The organism is Paenibacillus sp. P32E (genome assembly GCF_001909085.1).
GTDB lineage: Bacteria > Bacillota > Bacilli > Paenibacillales > Paenibacillaceae > Paenibacillus_AQ > Paenibacillus_AQ helianthi.
Map to the genome: position 1 here is coordinate 78652 of NZ_LVYY01000016.1, position 20107 is coordinate 98758.

Here is a 20107-nt window from a genome sequence, read left to right on the forward strand (position 1 = left end):
AAGGAGGAACTAACAGGATGGCAAACGTAAAAAAAATCGCAGTATTAACCAGTGGAGGAGATTCGCAGGGCATGAATGCCGCCGTACGCGCAGTAGTACGAAGCGCAATCTACTACGGTATTGAAGTGTTCGGAATCCAGCGTGGATACCAGGGCCTGCTGAACCGTGACATTTTCCCTATGGATCTGCGCAGTGTCGGTGATATTATCCAGCGCGGAGGCACCATTCTCCAATCGGCCCGCTGCCTCGAGTTTGTGACCCCCGAAGGTCAGCAAAAGGGTGCGGATATCCTGAACGAGATGGGAATTGACGGATTGGTTGTTATCGGCGGAGACGGCTCTTATAAGGGAGCTAACAAACTTAGCAAGCTTGGCATTAATACTATGGCTTTGCCGGGTACCATCGATAATGATATTTCGTTCACCGACTATACCATTGGCTTTGATACTGCGGTAGGTGTTGTAGTTGATGCCATCAATAAGCTTCGTGATACGATGTCCTCGCATGAGCGTTCATCGATCGTAGAAGTTATGGGCCGCCACTGCGGGGATATTGCACTACATGCCGGTCTTGCTTCCGGAGCCGAAACGATTCTAGTACCGGAAATGCCTTATGATCTGAACGAAGTAGCCGACCGTATGCGCGACAACTTTGCCAGAGGTAAACGTCACAGTATCGTAATTGTCGCTGAAGGTGTAGGCAAGGGCGAAGATGTGGCTCAGGCGCTGAAAGACCGCCACGCCTCCCTGGACGCGCGCGTTACAGTTCTTGGACATATTCAGCGTGGAGGTACTCCGACTCCAGGAGACCGTAATCTGGCCAGCCGTTTAGGCGACTTTGCTGTACGTTCCCTGATCGAAGGTCAGTCTGACAAAGCTTGCGGCATTATCAAGGGTGAGCTTACGCTTACAGACATCGATCTGGTTGTTAATACCAAAAAAGACTTTGATACCGAGCTTTACGAGCTGGCATCCCGTCTTTCCCAATAGTCTTATAGATATTTTTCATCAAGGCCGCCTAGCGAAGGCGGTCTTTTTTACACTTGACTATATACCCCCGCCCGTATATTATATACCCCATAGGGTATATAAATGAGGAGGCAAACGGAATGAGTAAGAGAATTGTAATTGTTGGCGGTGTAGCGGGCGGGGCTTCAGCGGCTGCCCGTCTGCGGAGATTGAATGAACAAGACGAGATTATCCTGGTGGAGCGGGGAGAGCATGTCTCTTTTGCCAATTGCGGACTTCCATATTACATTGGAGAAACTATAGACTCCAGGGAGAAGTTGTTCCTCCAGACTCCCAAGGGGATACAGCAGAGATTTAATATCGATGTACGGACATTGACTGAGGTTACAGCCATTGATCGTGAGAGCAAGCAAGTGGTTTCCCGTAATGTGATCACAGGTGAAGTTGTTCAGATTCCTTACGATATTCTGATCCTGTCTCCCGGTGCACGACCGGTTGTTCCTCAAATTCCTGGGATCACCAGTGCGGATAATCTGTTCACACTGAGAAACATTCCAGATACAGACCGGATCAAGGCATATGTCGATCATCAGCATCCGAAGCACGCAACGGTTATCGGAGCTGGATTTATCGGGCTGGAAATGGCGGAGAATCTGCGGGAACGCGGGCTTGAAGTGACGGTAATTGACCGGGGTACACAGATATTGAACCCGCTTGATCCCGAAATGGCACGACCGGTTGAAGAACACATGCGGTTGAACGGAGTGGAGCTCCGGTTGAATGAGGGTGTGGAGGCGATCATGGAGGGTGGCCGATTGCTACAGCTCGCATCTGGTACGACTTTTGCTACGGATATGATTATTCTAGCCATTGGAGTTACACCGGAGAATGAGCTGGCCAGAAACAGTGGACTGGAGCTGGGAGTCCGGGGGGCTGTAAAAGTTACCGCCACACTGCAGACAAGTGATCCTGCGATCTATGCAGTAGGGGATGTTATTGAAGTCAGAGATAAAGTTCAAGGCTTTGAAACCATGGTATCACTCGCTTGGGGCGCCAACCGTCAGGGCCGTCTTGCCGCAGATCATATCAATGGCCGGTCCATTGCTTATGAAGGCGCTTTGGGCACAGCAATTATCAAAACCTTTGGCTTGACCTCGGCCCTTACCGGGAATAATGAGAAAACACTGAAATCTCTGGGAGTTCCATATGAAGCCATACACATCCACCCAAATTCACATGCGGGCTATTACCCAGGTGCAGCCCCAATTGCTATTAAACTGCTGTTCAGCCCCCAGACAGGAGAAATATTTGGGGCTCAGGCAGTGGGAAGTGAAGGCGCCGACAAACGGATTGATGTGATTGCTACGGCTATCCGGGGAAAGCTCAGAGCAGACGAACTGGCGGATATAGAGCTGGCCTACGCGCCACCGTATTCTTCTGCCAAAGACCCCGTGAATATGGCCGGATATGTTGCTTCTAATGTAATGGAAGGTATGGTGAAGAATCTTCAATGGTACCAAGTGGATGACTTCACCCGGTCCGGGGGGCTTATTATCGACGTCAGAGATGAGGTGGAGCGTCTTGCCGGTTATATTCCCGGTTCCATCAACATCCCTCTTTCCGAGCTGAGAAACCGCCTTACTGAAATACCTTCTGATCAAAAGCTTGCGGTATCCTGCCAAGTCGGTCTCAGAGGGTATATCGCGGCAAGAATGCTGATGCAGTATGGATACGATGTGCAAAATGTTGACGGGGGCTATAAAACCTACGCTGTGATGGCCATAGACAGAGGTGTAGATCCAGAAGGAGAAAAGAAAAATCGGATTGATGTTCCAGAAGTTTCCAGTCTAACTGAACAGCGGCTTATGCTGGATGCTTGCGGATTGCAGTGCCCTGGCCCTATACTCAAAGTATACGAGACCGTGAAGTCTATGGAAGAGGGACAGCAGCTTGAAATTGTAGCAACAGATTTTGGTTTTGCCGCGGATATCCGGCAGTGGTGTCTCAAGACGCAGAATACACTGGAATCCTTGGATGTGTCAGGGGGCAAGGTTCAGGCCCTTGTGCGTAAAGGAATTCAGAAGCCAGTGGAGGCAGATGCGGCTCCTCTTACCTCAACAGCGGAGAAGGAAGGAACGTCTATGGTTATCTTCAGCGGGGATCTGGATAAGGCGATCGCTTCGTTCATTATTGCCTCCGGGGCAGCTGCTATGGGCAAGCAAGTCACGATGTTCTTCACCTTTTGGGGATTAAATCTGTTGCGTCGCGAGCAGGCTCCAGAGGTTCACAAAAAGGGACTGGACAAAATGTTTGGCATGATGATGCCTCAAGGTACCCGTAAATTGTCCCTCTCCAAAATGAATATGGGCGGTCTCGGGGCAAAACTGATCCGGCACACCATGAAACGAAAGAATGTGGACTCTCTTGAACAGCTGATGTCGGGGGCCATCCATGCAGGTGTAAAGCTGATGGCCTGTACAATGAGTATGGATATCATGGGAATCAAGCAGGAGGAATTAATAGCAGGCGTTGAATTTGGCGGCGTCGCCAGTTACTTAGGGGCTGCTGAGGATTCAGGCGTCAATTTGTTCATCTAAAGGAAGTGTATAGCAATGGAATATGATAAAGGGATCAAGAATAGACTGAAACGCATTGAAGGACAAGTTCGGGGCGTGTTAAGTATGCTGGAAGAAGGACAAGACTGCAGGGAGATTGTTATCCAGCTCACTGCAATACGAACAGCCGTAGACCGTACGGTAGGTGCCGTCATCGGAGCCAACCTGGAGCATTGTATCCAGGAGGAGCTGCAGCAAGGGAATTCGCCCAATCAAGTCATTCAAGAGGCGGTAGAACTGCTGGTGAAAAGCCGATAACTAAAAGAACAGCTGCGGAATTGATTCCGCGCTGTTCTTTTTTGTTATATCCGGGCAGTATTGGTTTTGGTATGTCCGTACTGGCGCTGTACTTTGACAAGACGGGACAGCAGGAGGATAGCCCCGATGGCTAACCCGGTGATCAGGCCAATCCAGTATCCGTAAGCACCTAAATCTGTATAGGTTGCGAGTAGATATCCCGTGGGTAGACCGATTACCCAGTAAGCAACAAAACAGATAATAAAAGCCGGATTCACATCCTTGTAGCCCCGAAGTACCCCTTGTGTAGGAGTGGCAATTGCATCGGAAATCTGAAAGAAAATGGCGTAAATTAGGAAATGCTGAATAAGTGAAATGACCTCGGGCTCATCTGAATATAAGCCGGCGACGTGATTACCTGCGAATAGCAGCACGAGAGCTGTAACCAGAGAGAGTACAGCAGCAGTCCCGATGCCCAAAATTCCGTATTGCCGGGCATCCTTCAATCTGCCGGACCCGCTCTCGAAGCCGACGAGGATCGTCAGGCTCATGCAAATGCTCAGAGGAATCATATACAATGTGGAGGCAAAATTGATTGCCGCTTGATGGGCAGCAATGGTTACGGTATCGAACCGGCTCATCAGTAGTGTAACTGCGGAGAAGACTGCCGTTTCGAAAAAAATAGAGAAGCCGATGGGTACTCCGATCTTAAGCAGTTCTTTGAAGCTCCGCCGGGACATGGAGTAGAATCTGCGGAACAATTGCAGACTGCGGAACGGCTCGGACCGATAGACGAAGAACAGAGAGATGGCAAAAATCACCCAATAGGTTATAGCTGATGCAACGCCTGCACCAACGCCGCCAAGACGGGGGAATCCAAATTTTCCAAAAATCAGTAGATAGTTGAGGCCTACATTTACCGGTAATGCAATTAGCGTGATGAACATAGAAACCCTTGTCTGCCCGAGAGCATCAATACAGCTGCGAATTACGGTGTAGCCAAACAGCGGAATGATTCCTACGGAGATGGCGCAGAGGAAACGGAAGGCAATATCACGCACCTGTGGTTCCAGGTTCATGAAATCAAGTACGGGCGATAGGGCAAACGCACCGAATACCAGCACCAAGAGCGATATGAGCAGGGACAGCCACATGCCTTGAGTGACCTGATAAGCTACGTCTTTTTCATTTTTACTTCCCATCAAATGAGAAACTATGGGTGTAATCCCCATGAGGATGCCACTGAGTCCGGTTTGGATGGGAATCCACAGGCTGGTTCCAATCGCTACACCGGCCAAGTCGTTCGTGCCATATTTGCCTGACATATTCGTATCAAAAAAAGTGATGGCGGATAACGCAACCTGTGTAATAAGGATAGGGAATAAAATATACAGGAATTGTCTAGCCTTTTGTTTCATTGAAGTCGTGGGTATCATTGTACATAAGCCTCTTCATTCTTATATTTAATTTCCGGGACCAATCCCAGTAAAATGACCCCACAATGTGGGGTCTATAATGGATGCTTGTAAAATTAGAATTTGAAAATGGCTGAAAACTTTTTTCTTATTTTTCGTAATCTACACCGGAAGTATAACGGTTATTGGCATTCCAGAGCAGGAATTCATCGATGTTCTTTTCTTTTAGGGCACGTATCTGGTCCTCAACCTGCTGTTTGCCATATTTGACATAATGCCCGCTTCCGAGCCAGCTTGCGGTGAAGTCCTGAATCCAGGGACGGATGATTGGTTTGAAGCTGCCTAGGGGATCAAGCTTCTTATGTGTATCCACCATGGAGCCTTTGATAGTGGCGTATGGGTTCTTATCCGGATCTTTCACATCAAACCAGCCGGTTGAGTAGTGGCTTGGATAGACCATTGGGCTGATAACATCGACATTCTTGGAAATTTTGACAAAGTCCTGGCCGATGCCTTCCGCAGCAGGGACAGAGGCTGCATAGCCAAAAATATCAACCGAAACACGTACGCCGAGCGGGCTAAGTTCGGTTTTGGCATATTTAACAAAATCAGAAATGATCTCTACCCGTGGACGGTCGCTTTTTGTGTATTTGAGTGTGTCTGCGCGTTTTTCGAAGCCTTCAGGAAAACGGACATAATCGAACTGGATTTCCTTGAAGCCGAGTTTGGCAGCTTCCTTGGCGATATCCACGTTGTATTTCCATACATCCTGATTATATGGATTCACGAAGCTGTCTCCGCCCTTATTGGTCCATACTGAACCATTGGCAGTAACAAAGGACATCTCAGGTTTTTTCTTGGCGAGTACGGAATCCTTGAATACAACAATCCGTGCAATGGGGTAGACGTTATGCTTCTTCAAACGTTCCATCAGTTTGTTGATGTCACCAATGAACGGCTGAGGATGGCCCATCTGCTGAAGCTCTGCGTTATCTGTTTTATATGTGATGTATCCGGCATCGTCTTTAATATCAATGACCATAGAATTCAGCTCGGTTTGGTCGAGCAGGTTGAGCAAAGTCTCCATCCGGGATCCACCAGCGCTATAGGCTGTTACGTAAATGCCTTTGACCTTAGGGGCATCCGGCTGAGGATCGGTTAGAAGTGCGGTGTCTGTAGCACCCGGGGAAGCTTCGGCGTCCGGCGTAGCGCCTGGAGCAGGTGTTGCTTCGTTTCCTCCCGCGGTGTTCGGTGAAGCGTTAGGATTTGATGAGTGCTGTGCGGCGATGGATGGGTTTATGGCGGACTGTAGTGCGGCGGTCACGTCGGCTTCGTGTGAATTATGCTGTACGCCGACGCTTCCCAGAGCCATCATCAGTAGAGCCCAGGTGATATTCATTTGTTATTCTCTCCCTTTATGTACATTCCCTTAAAGTATAAAGGAACGGCAGCGTCCAAAAAGAACAGACTTGTAACAATCCCCGTAATTTTGTTCGCATAAAAACCGTTCTTGTTGTTTATAAACGGGATGTACAGATTTTAAACCATACAATTCATAAGAATGATTGCCCTGGCCTTTAAAAAGGTGGTACCTGAAGCTTTAAAAAAGTAAATGCCGCTCGGGTCCGGCCACGGCCGAATCCAAAGCGGCAACTATTAAAACGGGTTCCAAGCATTTTACTTATTGAAGATACGCAGAATTCTGATGCTCGTAAATGCTGTAATGGATAATATCCATCGCATCTTCCGGTTCCAGAATACTCAGACCGTCACGCAGAACAATCACAGAGTTCAATTCATCCTGCTTCAGAAAAGGTATCATATCCGGATACCATCTCATGACGATTGCTGACAGTTTTACCGTTTCCATTTCCACAACAATCACCCTTTCCTTTTTCGAATAGTGCTGAATTGAATTCAGGTTTCATCGGAAAACGAAGTGCCAGGAAAAAAGAGGGTAAATCACAATCTTCATGAAATTTGTAAGGTCCTGCGTGAGTCTAATATATCATAATTTTAAAGTATGCGCATTTTTTTTGAGCCTATCTTTTGCGGAAGGAACCCATTACCCCAACTGTTTCTACGATGTTCACAAAAGCCTGCGGGTCACTGTTTTTGATAATCCGCTTTAATTCAGCCAGCTCATAACGTGTAGTCACTGTCATTAGCATGTCCCGCTCCACATGAGAATAAGCACCTTCAGTTTTAATCTTTGTCACTCCGCGCTGCAGTCCAAGAAGCTGTTGAAGCAGTTCATCGGTGCGTGTGGTTACAATGTAAACCGTCACTTTAATGTGGCTGACGTGAATCAGATCCACGACCTTGCCTGACACGTAAATAGAAACCATCGATGCCAGTGCTAAATTCCAATTGTTGTCAAAATAGGCTGCAGTTAGAATGACAAGCCCATTCAGTCCAACGAGCACATTACCAATTGGAAAGTCACGGTGCTTAATAATTATGGAGCCCAGAATATCGAAGCCCCCTGAAGAACCGCCCACCCGGAAGGATACACCGGCGCCGACACCAACAAGCACTCCCCCAAATACGGAGGCGAGTAACATATCTGAAGCTACAGTGGCCGTTGGGATTAAAGCCATAAGCCAGGTAGTAGCACCTACCGACAGGATACTCAGGACAATAAATCTCCGTCCGAGCTGAAACCAGCCTGCTACCAGTAAAGGTACATTGAACAACAGATACATTAAGCTGATATTGAACGGGGTAAAGTATCCGACCAACATGGCCAGCCCTGAAACTCCTCCGCTCAGCAGTCTGTGAGGAATTAAAAACAGGTTAAAGCCGCATGCAATCATCGCTGAACCGAAGATAATTGCAAGGTAATTCCCGATTTGTTTTAGTCTTGACAAGCAAATTCACCTCTGACGCGTAATGTAAGTAATGAAAGTAAGGAATACACTGGTATTCCTAATCGGGTTTGTGATATAATGTATAGGATATTCTTGAGTAGGACGTTACAATAGTGTTTTTTGCATTGATTAGAGTGCAAGAACACAATTGTTCAGGCATATTCACCCAGGCCTGATCAGGACATCTTTTGGTCCCAATGCGAGCTAAACCATGCAGAGAATCCGGCATGATTGGACAGCCTATAAATGTGTTTACCGCTACTTAAGAATACAGACAAGCATGTGGAATGTCCACTGTATAGAAGGAGCATGAATAATTTGAAAACATTCGCAGAATTCGGCTTGGAGCCAAAAGTGCTGCAAGCAATCACAGAGCTAGGATTTGAGGAATCTACACCCATTCAGGAGCAGGCTATCCCAATTGCAATGGCAGGATCGGACCTTATCGGCCAGGCACAGACAGGTACCGGTAAAACTGCTGCTTTTGGTATTCCCCTCATTTCCAAGATTCCCCGGGAAGAAGAGAAAATCGTAGCTCTCATAATGACACCGACCCGTGAGCTTGCCATTCAAGTCGCCGAAGAAATCGGCAAACTGACCCGTTTCAAAGGTCTCCGTTCCCTGGCTATTTACGGCGGTCAGGATATCGGCCGTCAAATCCGCGGTCTGAAAAAGAAACCGCAAATCATCATCGGTACACCGGGACGCCTATTGGATCATATCAACCGCAAGACTATCCGTTTGGATGATGTTCAAACCATCGTCTTGGATGAAGCGGATGAAATGCTGGATATGGGATTCATGGAGGATATTCAATCGATCCTCAAGCTTGTACCAGAAGAACGCCAAACCATGCTTTTCTCAGCAACAATGCCCCCTAACATTCAACGTCTTGCCCAGCAGTTCCTGAAGAATCCACAACATGTTTCTGTAATTCCTAAGCAAATCAGTGCACCTTTGATTGATCAAGCTTACATCGAAGTGCCTGAACGGCAGAAATTTGAAGCGCTGAGCCGCTTGATTGACATGGAGTCTCCTGATCTGGCTATCGTATTCGGCCGTACCAAACGCCGGGTTGATGAGCTTGCTGAAGGATTGCAGAAACGTGGTTATTCTGCAGACGGCCTTCATGGTGACCTGTCCCAGAATCAGCGTGATGCTGTAATGCGCAAATTCCGCGATGGCAGCATTGACGTGCTTGTAGCTACCGACGTAGCGGCACGCGGTCTCGATGTTTCCGGCGTGACACATGTTATTAACTTTGACCTTCCACAGGATCCGGAGAGCTATGTACACCGTATCGGCCGTACTGGCCGCGCCGGCAAGGAAGGTACTGCCTGGTCTTTCGTGACGCCACGTGAGATGGATCACCTGCATTTGATTGAGCGTGTTACCCGTCACCGTATTACCCGCAAACCTCTTCCGACGATGGCTGAGGCTATCGAAGGCAAACAACGCATTACAGCTGAACGTTTGCTGGCAATGGTAGAAGACGGCGGTGAGCTGAACGAATACAAAGGCATTGCTATTCAGCTTCTGGAGCAATATGATTCAGTTCAACTGCTGTCTGCAGCAATGAAGCTGCTTACCGGTGACACCAAAGATGCTCAGATTGAATTGACACCGGAAGATCCTATCCGTGCTAAACGTCGTGGTGGCAAAAATGATATCCGCAGTGGACGCAAGCCTAACGGCGGATATGGCGGTAACCGCACAGGTTCAGGTACAGGTACAGGCGGAGGATACAGAGGCAACCGTGACAATGCAAGCGGCGGCACCAGCGGCAGCAGCAGCAGTCGTGGCGGTTATAGCAGCGGCTACGGTAGCAATAGCAGCGGCGGATATGGCGGCGGCTACAAAGGCAACCGTGATTCCGGTGCGAGCCGTGATGCAGGCGCTGGACGCAGCAGTGACCGCAAACCATCCACACGCCCAAGCAGCACTAGCACACGCCCGGCTAAACGCGAAGATTACGATATTTAATTAGCAGGCCTGATAACACAAGAAGACGAGAAGCCTTTAGACCGGCTCTCGTCTTCTTTTTGGTTTGTAGCAAGGTTTTATTTTTAGACAAAAGTACGAGTGATGATTACGAGCAGAATGAACAGTACGAGAATGGTCCCAGTGGAAGTCCAAGGATTGTAGCAGCCAGGTGCGGACATGAGGTCAACCTCCTTCAAAAGTTGTTGATTTGAGTGGTTACATTTCTAATATATGGACTCTCCGTCAAGGATGCATAGACATTAACCCAGAATCTCAAACTTGGGCGCTGGAAAAGTTCGGGTCAAATAAGGTATAGTTAAGATACGCAGTATGTGCGAGACAGACAGGAGGAAGGAAATTGGAGTTTAAGGGAGCAATGGGTGGTTTATATCGCATCACGGAGTGGATTTCGCGTATCGCCTTCAGTAATATTTTGTGGGCGTTATGTTCGGTTCCGTTTCTGTTCATGGCAGTAACTAAGATGATTATGCTGGGTTCAGGTGCAGGGGGCCCTAATGAACAGATCACACTCAACTGGGCACTGGGTATTTTGGCGCCTTTTACCGTATTTCCGGCAACGGCAGCACTGTTTACCGTTGTTCGCAAATGGGTTATGGGCAATACGGATGTAAGTACATTCCGCACTTTTTTTCAGGGGTATAAAGAGAATTATTTGAAGAGCATGCTAGGAGGGGCGATCTATACCCTGCTGTTCGTCGTTATGTATGTAGATGTGACCGTATACATGACTCAGATGGCCAATTTCAGAATTGTCGGTATATTGATGCTGGTGCTGATGATTATTTTGTTCGTCTCTATGTTTAATTTCTTCTCGATTGTGGTTCACTACCAAATGACCTTCAAAGAAGTGGTAACGAATTCGATACTGCTGACCATCGCCCGGCCGATCCGTGTGTTCTCGACACTTATTGGCTCAGCGGTTCTAGCCTACATAGGTTTGCGGTATACAGTGCTTTATGCCATTTGTATTCCTACACTGATTTCTATGCTGGCCTTCTTTAATTTCTATGCTACCTACAATAAGCTTCAGGAACAGGTGGAGAAGAAGAAGCAAGAGGAAGAGCTTGCGGCGCTTGAGGCAGCTGAGAGAGAAGCGGAAGACGATCTGGATGAAGAAGATGAAGATGAAGAGAACGACAAAAGACCTCAAACGGATTTAACAAAACGATAATAAAAACCGGGATTTATAGGCGAAAACTGTATTCAAGTGTTAAATAAAGCGCATACAGGTTTACATTTTCGTCAAAACGCAATATAATAAGGGTAATTCCTGCGATGTACGTTACGGTTGCTCGTTGTTTTGAACCAATGATAATGTCTTGGGAGATCTATATGAAGCGCAGCTGAAATGCCCTGTCTATACGACTTGGGGAATTCAAAAACGACTTCTGCGGTCACCCACCTGCTCTAGCAGGTTCAGAAGACACTGTAGCCGGACGGCATAGGCGGGTTTTCTACTGTTATTGACAAGGTGCCCTGTTTTCCCGCTTTGTTGCGGATACGGGGCGCCTTTTTGTGTATGAGAGCAATAACCCGAAAGTGAGCTATGCCCTTTTGTTCCGGGGTTAAGAATGTTACACTTAGACTAATGAACTTGGGATTTGAAGAGGGGGAAGTATTTTGTCGTTGAAAAGAACCTTGGTCGGATTATTTCGCAGTCATGACGGAACAAGCGACCGTGCTAAAGACCCGGCTTTAAAGACGCGTTATTACAATCTTTCAAGAGACAAGGCGTGGGATGAAGTATCCTCTACGCTTAAGAAGGTTCCTGGATTCAAAGTGCTTCATGAAGTGCAGTCTGTTGGCGAAATCACCCTGGAAAAAAGGACGGGCTTTGGGCGGACGCTTGATATCACGGTGTCAGTACTGAATACTTCTCCGGTACGCTGTGCCGTTGATATTTATTCGGCATCCAGAGGATCGCTTGGCGATTTGGGTGCCAACTACCGTGTTATTCAGCGCTTATACCAGACACTGGAGAAAAAGCTGGGCAAATATAAAGTGGACTAAGCGTAAACCATGGGAATTTTTCCTGTTCATGGATTGTATACGGTTTCGGGCTTTGCCCGAATAACCTTTCATGTTGGATCATAAACCAAAAGCGGGAGAAGGATGACCTTCTGCCGCTTTTTTTAAAAGATGGGCTATTGCTATATGTGATTTGGTTCTCTTTCCAATTACAGCAGTGCTTTTACGGCAGCTACGGCAGCTTCATAATTCGGATGCTCGGACATTTCAGCCAGGTATTCTACATAAGCCAAGGTATTGTTTTTGTCTACAACAAAGATAGAACGCATGTCCAGGCGGAATTCCTTGATCAGTACACCATAGGCTTGTCCGAAGGATGCCTCTTTGTGGTCAGACAGTGTTACAACGCGGTCAATACCGGCTGCGCCACACCAGCGGGCTTGAGCGAACGGAAGGTCCATGCTGATGGTTAGAATGACCACATCATCACCGAGCTCAGCGGCTTCAGTATTGAAGCGGCGGGTCTGTGCATCGCACACTCCGGTATCCAGAGAAGGTACAACACTGATCAGCTTGATTTTGCCGGAATAATCGCTGAGGGAAGCTTCTTCCAGAAGATTCTTGCCTACCACAAAATCGGGTGCGGTATCTCCGGCTTTTAGCTCAGGCCCTACGAGAGTAATGGGGTTGCCCTTGAATGTGGCTACACCTGTTCTTTCTTGCGTCATATCCTTGTTTCCTCCTTGAATTGCATGATTGGATTCATACTGCCAACATAAATTATAATCTTTTTAGAAGCTGGATGTCCAACGAGGACAAATTATGTTACATAAGGGATGGTGCTATGATATTCATAAGGTACGAGAAATGGAAAGGGTACATCCGTTATTATCCGGTAACCTGTATTCTGATTCTGCTAAATGTGCTTATGTTCATTGTATTGACGGTCAATGGCGGTTCGACCAATCTGGAGACACTTAAGAAGTTTGGAGCGACCTTAAATGCGGGGCCGGAAAAGGATGAAATGTGGCGTTATGTGACAGCAACCTTTTTACATAACGGGTTTGCCCATTTATTCTTCAACTGCTTTGCCCTTCTGATATTTGCCCCCCCGCTTGAGCGCCTGATGGGCTGGTGGCGTTACGCCCTGCTCTATATGGCTGGCGGATACATCGCCAATTATCTGTCCGTTGTTATCAGCAGTCGTTCGGTTGTGGATACAGTGATGGTCTCCGTGGGGGCCTCAGGGGCAATCTATGCTATTTATGGCGCGTTTCTATATATTGCTCTGATACAAAGGGAGATGATGGACGATAGCTCACGCAAGACGCTCTACGGCCTTCTGGTGATGGGGGTCATTATGTCCTTTGCGACTCCGAATGTGAATTGGATGGCCCATCTCAGCGGGCTGGCTGCCGGCTTTTTCCTCTATGGACTCATAATTCGCATCTTTAAAAGAAGCCGACGATAACGGGAGGTGCTCAAGTGGAGCTCAGACAGCTGCAATATTTTCTAAAGGTGGCCCAGAAGGAACATGTAACAAGAGCAGCGGAGGAATTGCATGTCGCCCAGTCCGCAGTCAGCCGCCAGATTCATCAGCTGGAGCAGGAGCTTGGTGTCGATTTGTTCATGCAAAAGGGGCGTAACCTGCAGTTGACCCCGGTGGGGCAGCTCTTTTGCAAAAGAGTGGAGTCTGTGCTTAAGGAACTGGAGCGCTCCGTTGCTGAGGTGCATGAATTTCTGGACCCGGAACGCGGCGAGATCCGGATCGGATTTCCCCACAGTCTGGGAACTCATCTAATACCAACAATCGTTGCTGAATTCCGCAAGCATTATCCTCATGTGAAATTCCGGTTTAAGCAGGGGGCATACCCTTCTCTGATCAAGGATGTAATCTCAGGAGAGGTGGACCTGGCGTTTATCTCGCCTTTCCCGGAGGATGATGGACATGTCGCTGGAGATATTGTCATGACCGAGGAGTTGTTCGCGATTCTTCCTCAGAATCATCCTTTGGCCGGGGAGGAGGTCATCCGTCTTGAACAGCTCCGGGAAGAAAAGTTTGTCCTGTTCAGCCAGGGATACTCCCTGAGGCCCATTGTATGGCAAGCCTGCCTGCAGGCAGGGTTTAAGCCGCAAATCGCTTTTGAGGGCGGAGAAACAGACACGATACGCGGTTTGGTTGCTGCAGGAATGGGAGTAAGCCTCCTGCCGGAGATGGCACTATATCAGACCAATCCGATGCAGCCGGCCCAGGTTCGGATCGTCGACCCGGCTATAACGAGGACGGTAGGGCTTATTCACAGAGCTGATGGAAAACTGCCGCTGGTGGCCCGGTCTTTTCGGACTTTTCTGCTGACCTATTTCAAAAACAGGAATAACAATACCCCGGTAGGCTCTTAGCCTCCGGGGTATTGTTATGAATAAGGTCGATTAGCGGTTAGTCGCGGTTTCCGAGGAACATTGTGATCAAACGCAGGAGTTCGAGTAAGGATACCAGGGCAGCCGCCACATATGTCAAAGCTGCTGCATTCAGTACTTTGGCAACTCCGCGTTCTTCCTCATTACGGATAAAGCCTTGCTCTACCATGACCTGACGTGCCCGGTTGCTTGCATTGAATTCAACAGGCAGCGTTACAAGCTGGAAGGCTACAGCGGCGGAGAAGAAAATGATGCCAAGGCCAATGAGGTTAAAGGAACTGAACAGAAAACCCGCCAGCAGCATAAAGGGTGCGATTCCCGAGGCAAAGTTGACCACCGGGAACATCCGGTGACGCAGCGTAAGCATGGGATAATGGACTTTATGCTGAATTGCATGCCCTACCTCGTGACAGGCCACAGAAATGGCGGCTATGGAGCGCTCATAATACACGGGCTCTGACAAACGGACAACCCTGTGGATAGGGTCATAGTGGTCAGAAAGGGAACCGCGTACGGGCTCAATCGGCACATCTCCCAAGCCATTTGCATCAAGCATGCGACGTGCTGCATCATAACCGGTCATTCCGCTTGTGTTGGCTACCTTGGCCCATTTATTGAAGTTGCCCTTCACACGGAACTGGGCCCATAAAGAGAATAGAAAAGCGACTATTACCAATAGAAACATAAAAGAATTCATATGTCATTCCTCCGAAGTGATTTATTAAGCGGTTTACTTACATTGGCGGCCCCTGTATGAGCAGGAGCTTAATTGCCTCCATGCAGGCAACTCCTTGAGGAAGCAGGGCTGCAAGTGCACGTCTGGCTTGACCAGGCTTCAAACCGCTAATGACGGGCTCCAGTGCCTTTACCTCACGCTCCAGGCGCTGCATTTGAAGCTCAAGCTCGACTAACCGGTCTGAGACGTCATTTTCAGGTGTAGCCTCATTCCACTTGCTCATCATGGTCTTGATCTCGTCCAACGTATATTTCTCTTGCTTTAATTGATTAATACGTTCCAAAGCAACAAGGGTTTCATGGCTGTACAACCGGTAATTTTTATCACTTCTTGATTCCGGTGCAATGAGTCCCAGCTTCGTGTAATAATCAATCGTCCGTTCGCTGGTGTGGGCAGCTTTGGCCAGCTCGCCGATCCGGTAAAGGGTCATATCCCCATGGGTTCTCACCTCGATGAAAGAACTTTAGTTCTTCTGAATTTTAATATGTTCTTTCTATATAATAGAGCATACTTAATGATACCAAAATAAAAACCATACAGTCAAACGTCACACTTACTTTAAGTATATGCTGACAAAGCACGATCAATGCTCGGTTAATGCACTCTTACAGTAAGTATTTTCAATGAATCGGTAAAGGTTGAATTCCCTTGTTTTAAAAAGTAACATAACATGTAATGTATTTCTCGGAAAAGCGTTGAGCTGAAAAAATAAAATTGTTCCATTAAGACATGATTCGATGAAAAAATTAATAAAAATACATATAAATGAATTCAAATATATTGGTTTCCATGTATCCGCTATCATGTTACGTCTCATAAGAAGCTGGGGAATTCTGCGGCTTATCCGAAAGATATAGAGGGGATGCAGTTCGTTGGGGAAAACAGGAGCTTCCATAAATTAAATAAAGCATTCAAAAAAATAGTCTTGTCAATTTACCTGACTTCTGATTATAATGACATTAAGAGTTTCACGCTTTGTTAGAAAATATAACATTGGGGAGTGGGGTAAAGAATGAGAAAAAAGATGATAGTGATGTTTCTGGCCATGATTACATTGATGGCCTATCCGGTTAGCGCATTCGCGGCTAGCGGCCCGACAGCGCCGGATTTGCAAATCGGATTGGATACAGTATTTACTTTCCTGGCCTTCATTCTGGTATTCTTTATGCAAGCGGGATTTGCAATGCTTGAAGCCGGTTCAGTCCGGATGAAGAACGCCGGTCACGTTGCCGGCAAAACGGTACTGACACTTGCAATTGCAAGTTTGTGTTTCTGGGCTATCGGTTTTGGTCTTGGATTTGGTAACGGCAATGGTTTTTTCGGGACTACAGGTTTCCTGTACGGTGGGGATACCCAAGGGGCTTCATTTGATTCCCTCGCCTTCTCCGATGTAACCCTAAATGTTAAGTTCCTCTTCCAAATGGCTTTTGCGGCAGTTTCCTTGGCTATCGTATCCGGTGGTATGGCAGAACGGGCAAAACTTAGCGTATACATTGTTTTCGGGATATTGTTCTCTATCGTGATTTATCCGGTTGTTGCCCACTGGGTATGGGGCGGCGGCTGGTTGTCAGAACTGGGAATGCAGGACTATGCAGGTTCGACAGTTGTCCATCTTACAGGCGCAACGGCTGCAGTAGTAGCAACCATCTTGCTTAAGCCACGTCTTGGCAAGTTTAATAAAGAAGGTAAACCTGTTATCATTCCAGGTCATAATCAGGTATTTACTGTACTTGGTGTAATCATCCTCTGGTTTGGCTGGTTCGGATTCAACCCAGGTAGTGCGTTGTCCCCTATGGGCGGTTTCTTCGGACATGTGGCTTTGACAACTAACATCGCAGCTGCAGCAGGCGGTCTGGCTGCACTAATCGCATCCTGGTTGTACTTTGGAAAATCGGATATTCCGGCAATGCTGAACGGGGTTCTGGCTGCGCTGGTTGCTATCACTGGTGCTTGTGCATATGTAGAGCCTTGGGCTGCTATCCTAATTGGTTTTATCGCTGGAGCATTTACATTCATGACTTCACAGTGGCTGGAGCGTGCTGGACTTGATGATCCTATCTATGCCTTCTCCGTACACGGTATTGCAGGGATGTGGGGGGCAGTTTCCACGGGGTTGTTCGCAGCACCTGATCTGATCACTAAAGGTGCACTTGTAGGTAAGGCTGGTTTGTTCTACGGTGGAGGATTCCACCAGTTGGGAGTCCAGATTCTCGGCGTAGCGGGTACGTTCGTATTCGTAGCTGTAATGTCCTTCATCATCCTGTATGTAATGAAGATGGCTATCGGACTTCGTGTTACTGAGGAAGAAGAATTGATGGGTCTGGATATCAGTGAGCATGGTACTTACGGTTATCCGGAACAAATGAAATTGATCGCAGAATCAGAATCCAAACCCCTTAAATCTTAAATAACTTATCACTTTACTTGTTGGGAGGCGGACCGTGTGGATTCGATGGAGATGGCAGATTGGAACGAAGATAAAAGTTATTTGTCCATCGTAACAGCCGGTTCGCCGCAGGAGCTTAAGGCAAGGCGTACCGCTTGTCAAAAAGTGCTGCTGGAGCAGTTAAACGTTATTCCGATTGAGGAATGGATGTCCCGGGTCAATGATATGCATGACCGGATTGCCGGGACAGCAGTCAACATATGTGAGGCGCAGATGAAGGAGGCGGGCTACGGCCCGCCTCCCTGTGCCTATTCCTTTATTGTATTCGGCAGTGCCGGCAGACAGGAAGCTACAATGTGGAGTGATCAGGATAACGGGCTAATTGTTGAAGGTGAGCCGGATGGACTTAAGAAAAGTTATTTTGAAGCTTTCGGTGTGATGTTATCTAATCTGCTTGAGGAAGTTGGCTATGAGAAATGCGACGGGAAAGTCATGTGCTCCGAATCCTTGTGGCGCAAGACTCTGCCTGAATGGAAACAGCAGCTGGAAGGCTGGATGAACCAGCTTGAGTGGGAGCCGATCCGTTATCTCATTATCGCTTCAGATATGCGCCATGTGGCCGGGAGTATTGCATTGTCTAAGGAGTGGCGTGAAGCCTTCCATGCCGGATTTGTGAATAACATGAAGCTGTCTACCGCTGTGCTTCGCAATACAGTCCGTCATAAGGCAACGCTTAATTTACTGGGGCAGGTACTTACAGAGCGTTTTGGTGATTATGCCGGCGGCTTTGATGTTAAGTATGGTGTCTATATTCCTTTGGTCAATATCGTCAGGCACTTGTCGCTGCTGCATGGTGTGTGGGACAGTTCAACACTGAAGCGGCTGGAGCATCTGGCAGAGCTGGGGAAGTACGAGCATCTGGAAGAAATCCGGCGGGCTTTTTTGACTGCTCTGCGCATGCGTGTGAATACCCCTTTTACAGTTCAGGATGGATTATTATCCAGCAGTGATTATATTGCTGAGAATGATCTGAAGAACAAGCAGTTCATGTCCGCGCTTCGGGAAAGCCTGCTGCTGGTCAGGCGCCTCCACAAGGCCCTGCAGCGTCAGCTACGGTCAGCGGAAAGGAGGCAGTCATGAAGGAGCCGAACAAAGGCGGAGGGTTCTGGAACAACCTGAGACAGGGCGGAATGCCATCCGCCATCGCGTCCATAAGGGGCGGGGAAACGGCACAGCAAACTGCGCAGCAAATGGCCTTTATCAGATCTCTTATGCGTGAGAAGCGGCGCCCTGAAGTACTGCATACCCCGCTCTCTGAATTAGAAACGGTAATCTTTGATCTGGAAACGACAGGATTTTCCCATCAGCATGGTGATGAGATTCTGTCTTTTGGCGCCATTAAGGTCGTAGGGGAAGAAATCAAGGAAGAGGAATGCTTCTATACGCTGGTGAATTGCCAAACCACGATTCCGGAGGATATTACGAAGCTAACCGGGATCTCGGAAGAGATGACTTCCAAAGCACCTTCACTGATCGATGGACTGCATAATTTCATGTCTTTTGTAGGGCAGCGGGTACTGGTCGCGCATGGAAGCAATCATGATAAATCATTTTTGAATGCGGCTCTGTGGAAAACATCAAAGGTTCAGCTAACCCACAGAGTGCTGGATACGATGATGCTGGCCCGCTGGCTGGAACCTCACCGTAGCAACTACACACTGGATGAGCTGCTTGCCATCCATGACATTCCAATCCAGGGCCGTCACCATGCGCTGGAGGATGCCAAAATGACGGCAAAGCTATGGGTAAGCTATATGCGGGAGATTTCACAGAAGAAACAGGTAGAGACTTTAGGGGATCTATACTCCTATCTCAGCAGAGCATGACAGGAGATTGCAGCAGCTTATAGATTAGCTGACCGGAGGGTTTCTGCTGCCGGAGGATTTGAAACCCGTGCAAGCACATAGGTTCCCCGCTCTTCGGACCAGGAGAACCAATCAGATAGATCTGAAATTCTGGCCCTAGTGAAGGCAGTCCTTGAATATCTGCGCTGGACGGCCAAGGTGCGGTATGCGGATGGGAATGAAACAAGCCAACAGGTGCCGGCTCAAGATAAAGTGCTCTAATCCATTCTTTCGGATCAGGGACAAAAGTATGCAGCGGGTCAGGCGCTACGTTGCGGAGAGGCAGATACCTGTCAATGCGCATGCCCCCCGCTGCGGCAGTACCCAGCAGTACACCGCATGCTTCATGCGGATAACAGGACAGCAAGTGCTTCCCCAGCGCCTGCTGTACGGATGTATTCAGCTTAATCGGCTGGATATTTCCCTGGAATGCTGTCACTTGTTCACCCCTCTCTCTTCATTGGATTTCGTCATCGACGGAATCCTCTTTTTTTGTTCTATTTTTTGCAGATCATGACTGGTTTGAAACTATGGACATTGGGGGTACAATAGGAGAAAACCATCTCACTTGCAAAGGACAAACAAC

20 protein-coding genes and 1 other RNA gene are annotated in these 20107 nt (G+C 47.9%); 12 read left to right on the forward strand and 9 right to left on the reverse strand.

Translation table 11 applies throughout. From position 1 onward, the window contains the following. The first annotated feature begins 17 nt into the window (after positions 1-17). The 3 genes from pfkA (at position 18) to A3848_RS16965 (ending at position 3841) form a co-directional block, all read left to right on the forward strand. Complete coding sequence (pfkA, locus tag A3848_RS16955) at positions 18-989, forward strand: 6-phosphofructokinase (RefSeq protein ID WP_074086093.1); 972 nt, start codon at positions 18-20, stop codon at positions 987-989. Between the two features lie 119 nt (positions 990-1108). Next, on the forward strand, positions 1109-3565 hold the full coding sequence (locus tag A3848_RS16960) for a CoA-disulfide reductase (protein ID WP_074086094.1): 2457 nt from the start codon (positions 1109-1111) through the stop codon (positions 3563-3565). 15 nt (positions 3566-3580) lie between these two features. Then, positions 3581-3841, forward strand: coding sequence for a metal-sensitive transcriptional regulator (locus tag A3848_RS16965; RefSeq protein ID WP_074086095.1), 261 nt, complete (start codon positions 3581-3583; stop codon positions 3839-3841). A 44-nt stretch (positions 3842-3885) separates the two neighbouring features. On the opposite strand, the gene A3848_RS16970 is transcribed toward A3848_RS16965, so the two are convergent. From A3848_RS16970 to A3848_RS16985, 4 genes are all read right to left on the reverse strand, one after another. Further along, complete coding sequence (locus A3848_RS16970; protein WP_074086096.1) at positions 3886-5256, reverse strand: MATE family efflux transporter; 1371 nt, start codon at positions 5254-5256, stop codon at positions 3886-3888. 127 nt (positions 5257-5383) lie between these two features. Further along, positions 5384-6634: a putative glycoside hydrolase gene (locus A3848_RS16975; protein WP_074086097.1), complete on the reverse strand. Its 1251-nt coding sequence runs from the start codon at positions 6632-6634 to the stop codon at positions 5384-5386. A gap of 282 nt (positions 6635-6916) precedes the next feature. Further along, positions 6917-7105 carry a hypothetical protein gene (locus A3848_RS16980; protein WP_178382026.1) on the reverse strand — a complete coding sequence of 63 codons (189 nt, stop codon included), beginning with the start codon at positions 7103-7105 and terminating at the stop codon, positions 6917-6919. 172 nt (positions 7106-7277) lie between these two features. After that, the gene (locus A3848_RS16985; RefSeq protein ID WP_074086099.1) at positions 7278-8105 is read right to left on the reverse strand and encodes a YitT family protein; all 828 of its coding nucleotides are present in this window, start codon (positions 8103-8105) and stop codon (positions 7278-7280) included. 318 nt (positions 8106-8423) lie between these two features. On the opposite strand from A3848_RS16985, the gene cshA reads away from it, so the two are divergent. After that, on the forward strand, positions 8424-10088 hold the full coding sequence (gene cshA / locus A3848_RS16990; protein WP_074086100.1) for a degradosome RNA helicase CshA: 1665 nt from the start codon (positions 8424-8426) through the stop codon (positions 10086-10088). Between the two features lie 83 nt (positions 10089-10171). Here cshA and A3848_RS16995 read toward each other — a convergent pair whose 3' ends face one another. After that, complete coding sequence (locus tag A3848_RS16995; RefSeq protein WP_074086101.1) at positions 10172-10267, reverse strand: dihydroorotate dehydrogenase; 96 nt, start codon at positions 10265-10267, stop codon at positions 10172-10174. A gap of 179 nt (positions 10268-10446) precedes the next feature. On the opposite strand from A3848_RS16995, the gene A3848_RS17000 reads away from it, so the two are divergent. From A3848_RS17000 to A3848_RS17010, 3 genes are all read left to right on the forward strand, one after another. Beyond that, on the forward strand, positions 10447-11280 hold the full coding sequence (locus A3848_RS17000; protein ID WP_074086102.1) for a YesL family protein: 834 nt from the start codon (positions 10447-10449) through the stop codon (positions 11278-11280). Positions 11281-11373: 93 nt separating this feature from the next. Beyond that, a non-coding RNA gene (gene ssrS, locus A3848_RS17005) (6S RNA) lies at positions 11374-11565 on the forward strand. A 164-nt stretch (positions 11566-11729) separates the two neighbouring features. Continuing rightward, positions 11730-12119, forward strand: a complete 390-nt coding sequence (locus A3848_RS17010) for a DUF1499 domain-containing protein (RefSeq protein ID WP_074086103.1) — start codon at positions 11730-11732, stop codon at positions 12117-12119. A gap of 167 nt (positions 12120-12286) precedes the next feature. On the opposite strand, the gene tpx is transcribed toward A3848_RS17010, so the two are convergent. After that, the gene (gene tpx / locus A3848_RS17015; RefSeq protein ID WP_074086104.1) at positions 12287-12805 is read right to left on the reverse strand and encodes a thiol peroxidase; all 519 of its coding nucleotides are present in this window, start codon (positions 12803-12805) and stop codon (positions 12287-12289) included. 116 nt (positions 12806-12921) lie between these two features. Here tpx and A3848_RS17020 point away from each other — a divergent pair, with 116 nt between their 5' ends. Both A3848_RS17020 and gltC read left to right on the forward strand, forming a co-directional pair. Then, positions 12922-13548, forward strand: a complete 627-nt coding sequence (locus A3848_RS17020) for a rhomboid family intramembrane serine protease (RefSeq protein WP_074086105.1) — start codon at positions 12922-12924, stop codon at positions 13546-13548. Between the two features lie 14 nt (positions 13549-13562). Continuing rightward, positions 13563-14477, forward strand: coding sequence for a glutamate biosynthesis transcriptional regulator GltC (gltC, locus tag A3848_RS17025; protein ID WP_074086106.1), 915 nt, complete (start codon positions 13563-13565; stop codon positions 14475-14477). A gap of 37 nt (positions 14478-14514) precedes the next feature. On the opposite strand, the gene A3848_RS17030 is transcribed toward gltC, so the two are convergent. Together A3848_RS17030 and A3848_RS17035 are read right to left on the reverse strand one after the other, a co-directional pair. Next, on the reverse strand, positions 14515-15192 hold the full coding sequence (locus A3848_RS17030; protein WP_074086107.1) for a zinc metallopeptidase: 678 nt from the start codon (positions 15190-15192) through the stop codon (positions 14515-14517). Positions 15193-15229: 37 nt separating this feature from the next. Beyond that, positions 15230-15661, reverse strand: a complete 432-nt coding sequence (locus A3848_RS17035) for a MerR family transcriptional regulator (protein WP_074086108.1) — start codon at positions 15659-15661, stop codon at positions 15230-15232. A gap of 582 nt (positions 15662-16243) precedes the next feature. On the opposite strand from A3848_RS17035, the gene A3848_RS17040 reads away from it, so the two are divergent. From A3848_RS17040 to A3848_RS17050, 3 genes are read left to right on the forward strand one after another with little or no spacing between them, the layout of a single operon-like run. Further along, positions 16244-17638, forward strand: a complete 1395-nt coding sequence (locus tag A3848_RS17040) for an ammonium transporter (protein WP_074086109.1) — start codon at positions 16244-16246, stop codon at positions 17636-17638. Positions 17639-17674: 36 nt separating this feature from the next. After that, positions 17675-18757 carry a DUF294 nucleotidyltransferase-like domain-containing protein gene (locus tag A3848_RS17045; protein WP_178382027.1) on the forward strand — a complete coding sequence of 361 codons (1083 nt, stop codon included), beginning with the start codon at positions 17675-17677 and terminating at the stop codon, positions 18755-18757. Continuing rightward, positions 18754-19503: an exonuclease domain-containing protein gene (locus A3848_RS17050; protein WP_074086110.1), complete on the forward strand. Its 750-nt coding sequence runs from the start codon at positions 18754-18756 to the stop codon at positions 19501-19503. The genes A3848_RS17045 and A3848_RS17050 overlap by 4 nt, the downstream gene beginning before the upstream one ends. On the opposite strand, the gene A3848_RS17055 is transcribed toward A3848_RS17050, so the two are convergent. Next, complete coding sequence (locus A3848_RS17055) at positions 19490-19960, reverse strand: M67 family metallopeptidase (RefSeq protein WP_074086111.1); 471 nt, start codon at positions 19958-19960, stop codon at positions 19490-19492. The genes A3848_RS17050 and A3848_RS17055 overlap by 14 nt on opposite strands. Positions 19961-20107: the final 147 nt, after the last annotated feature.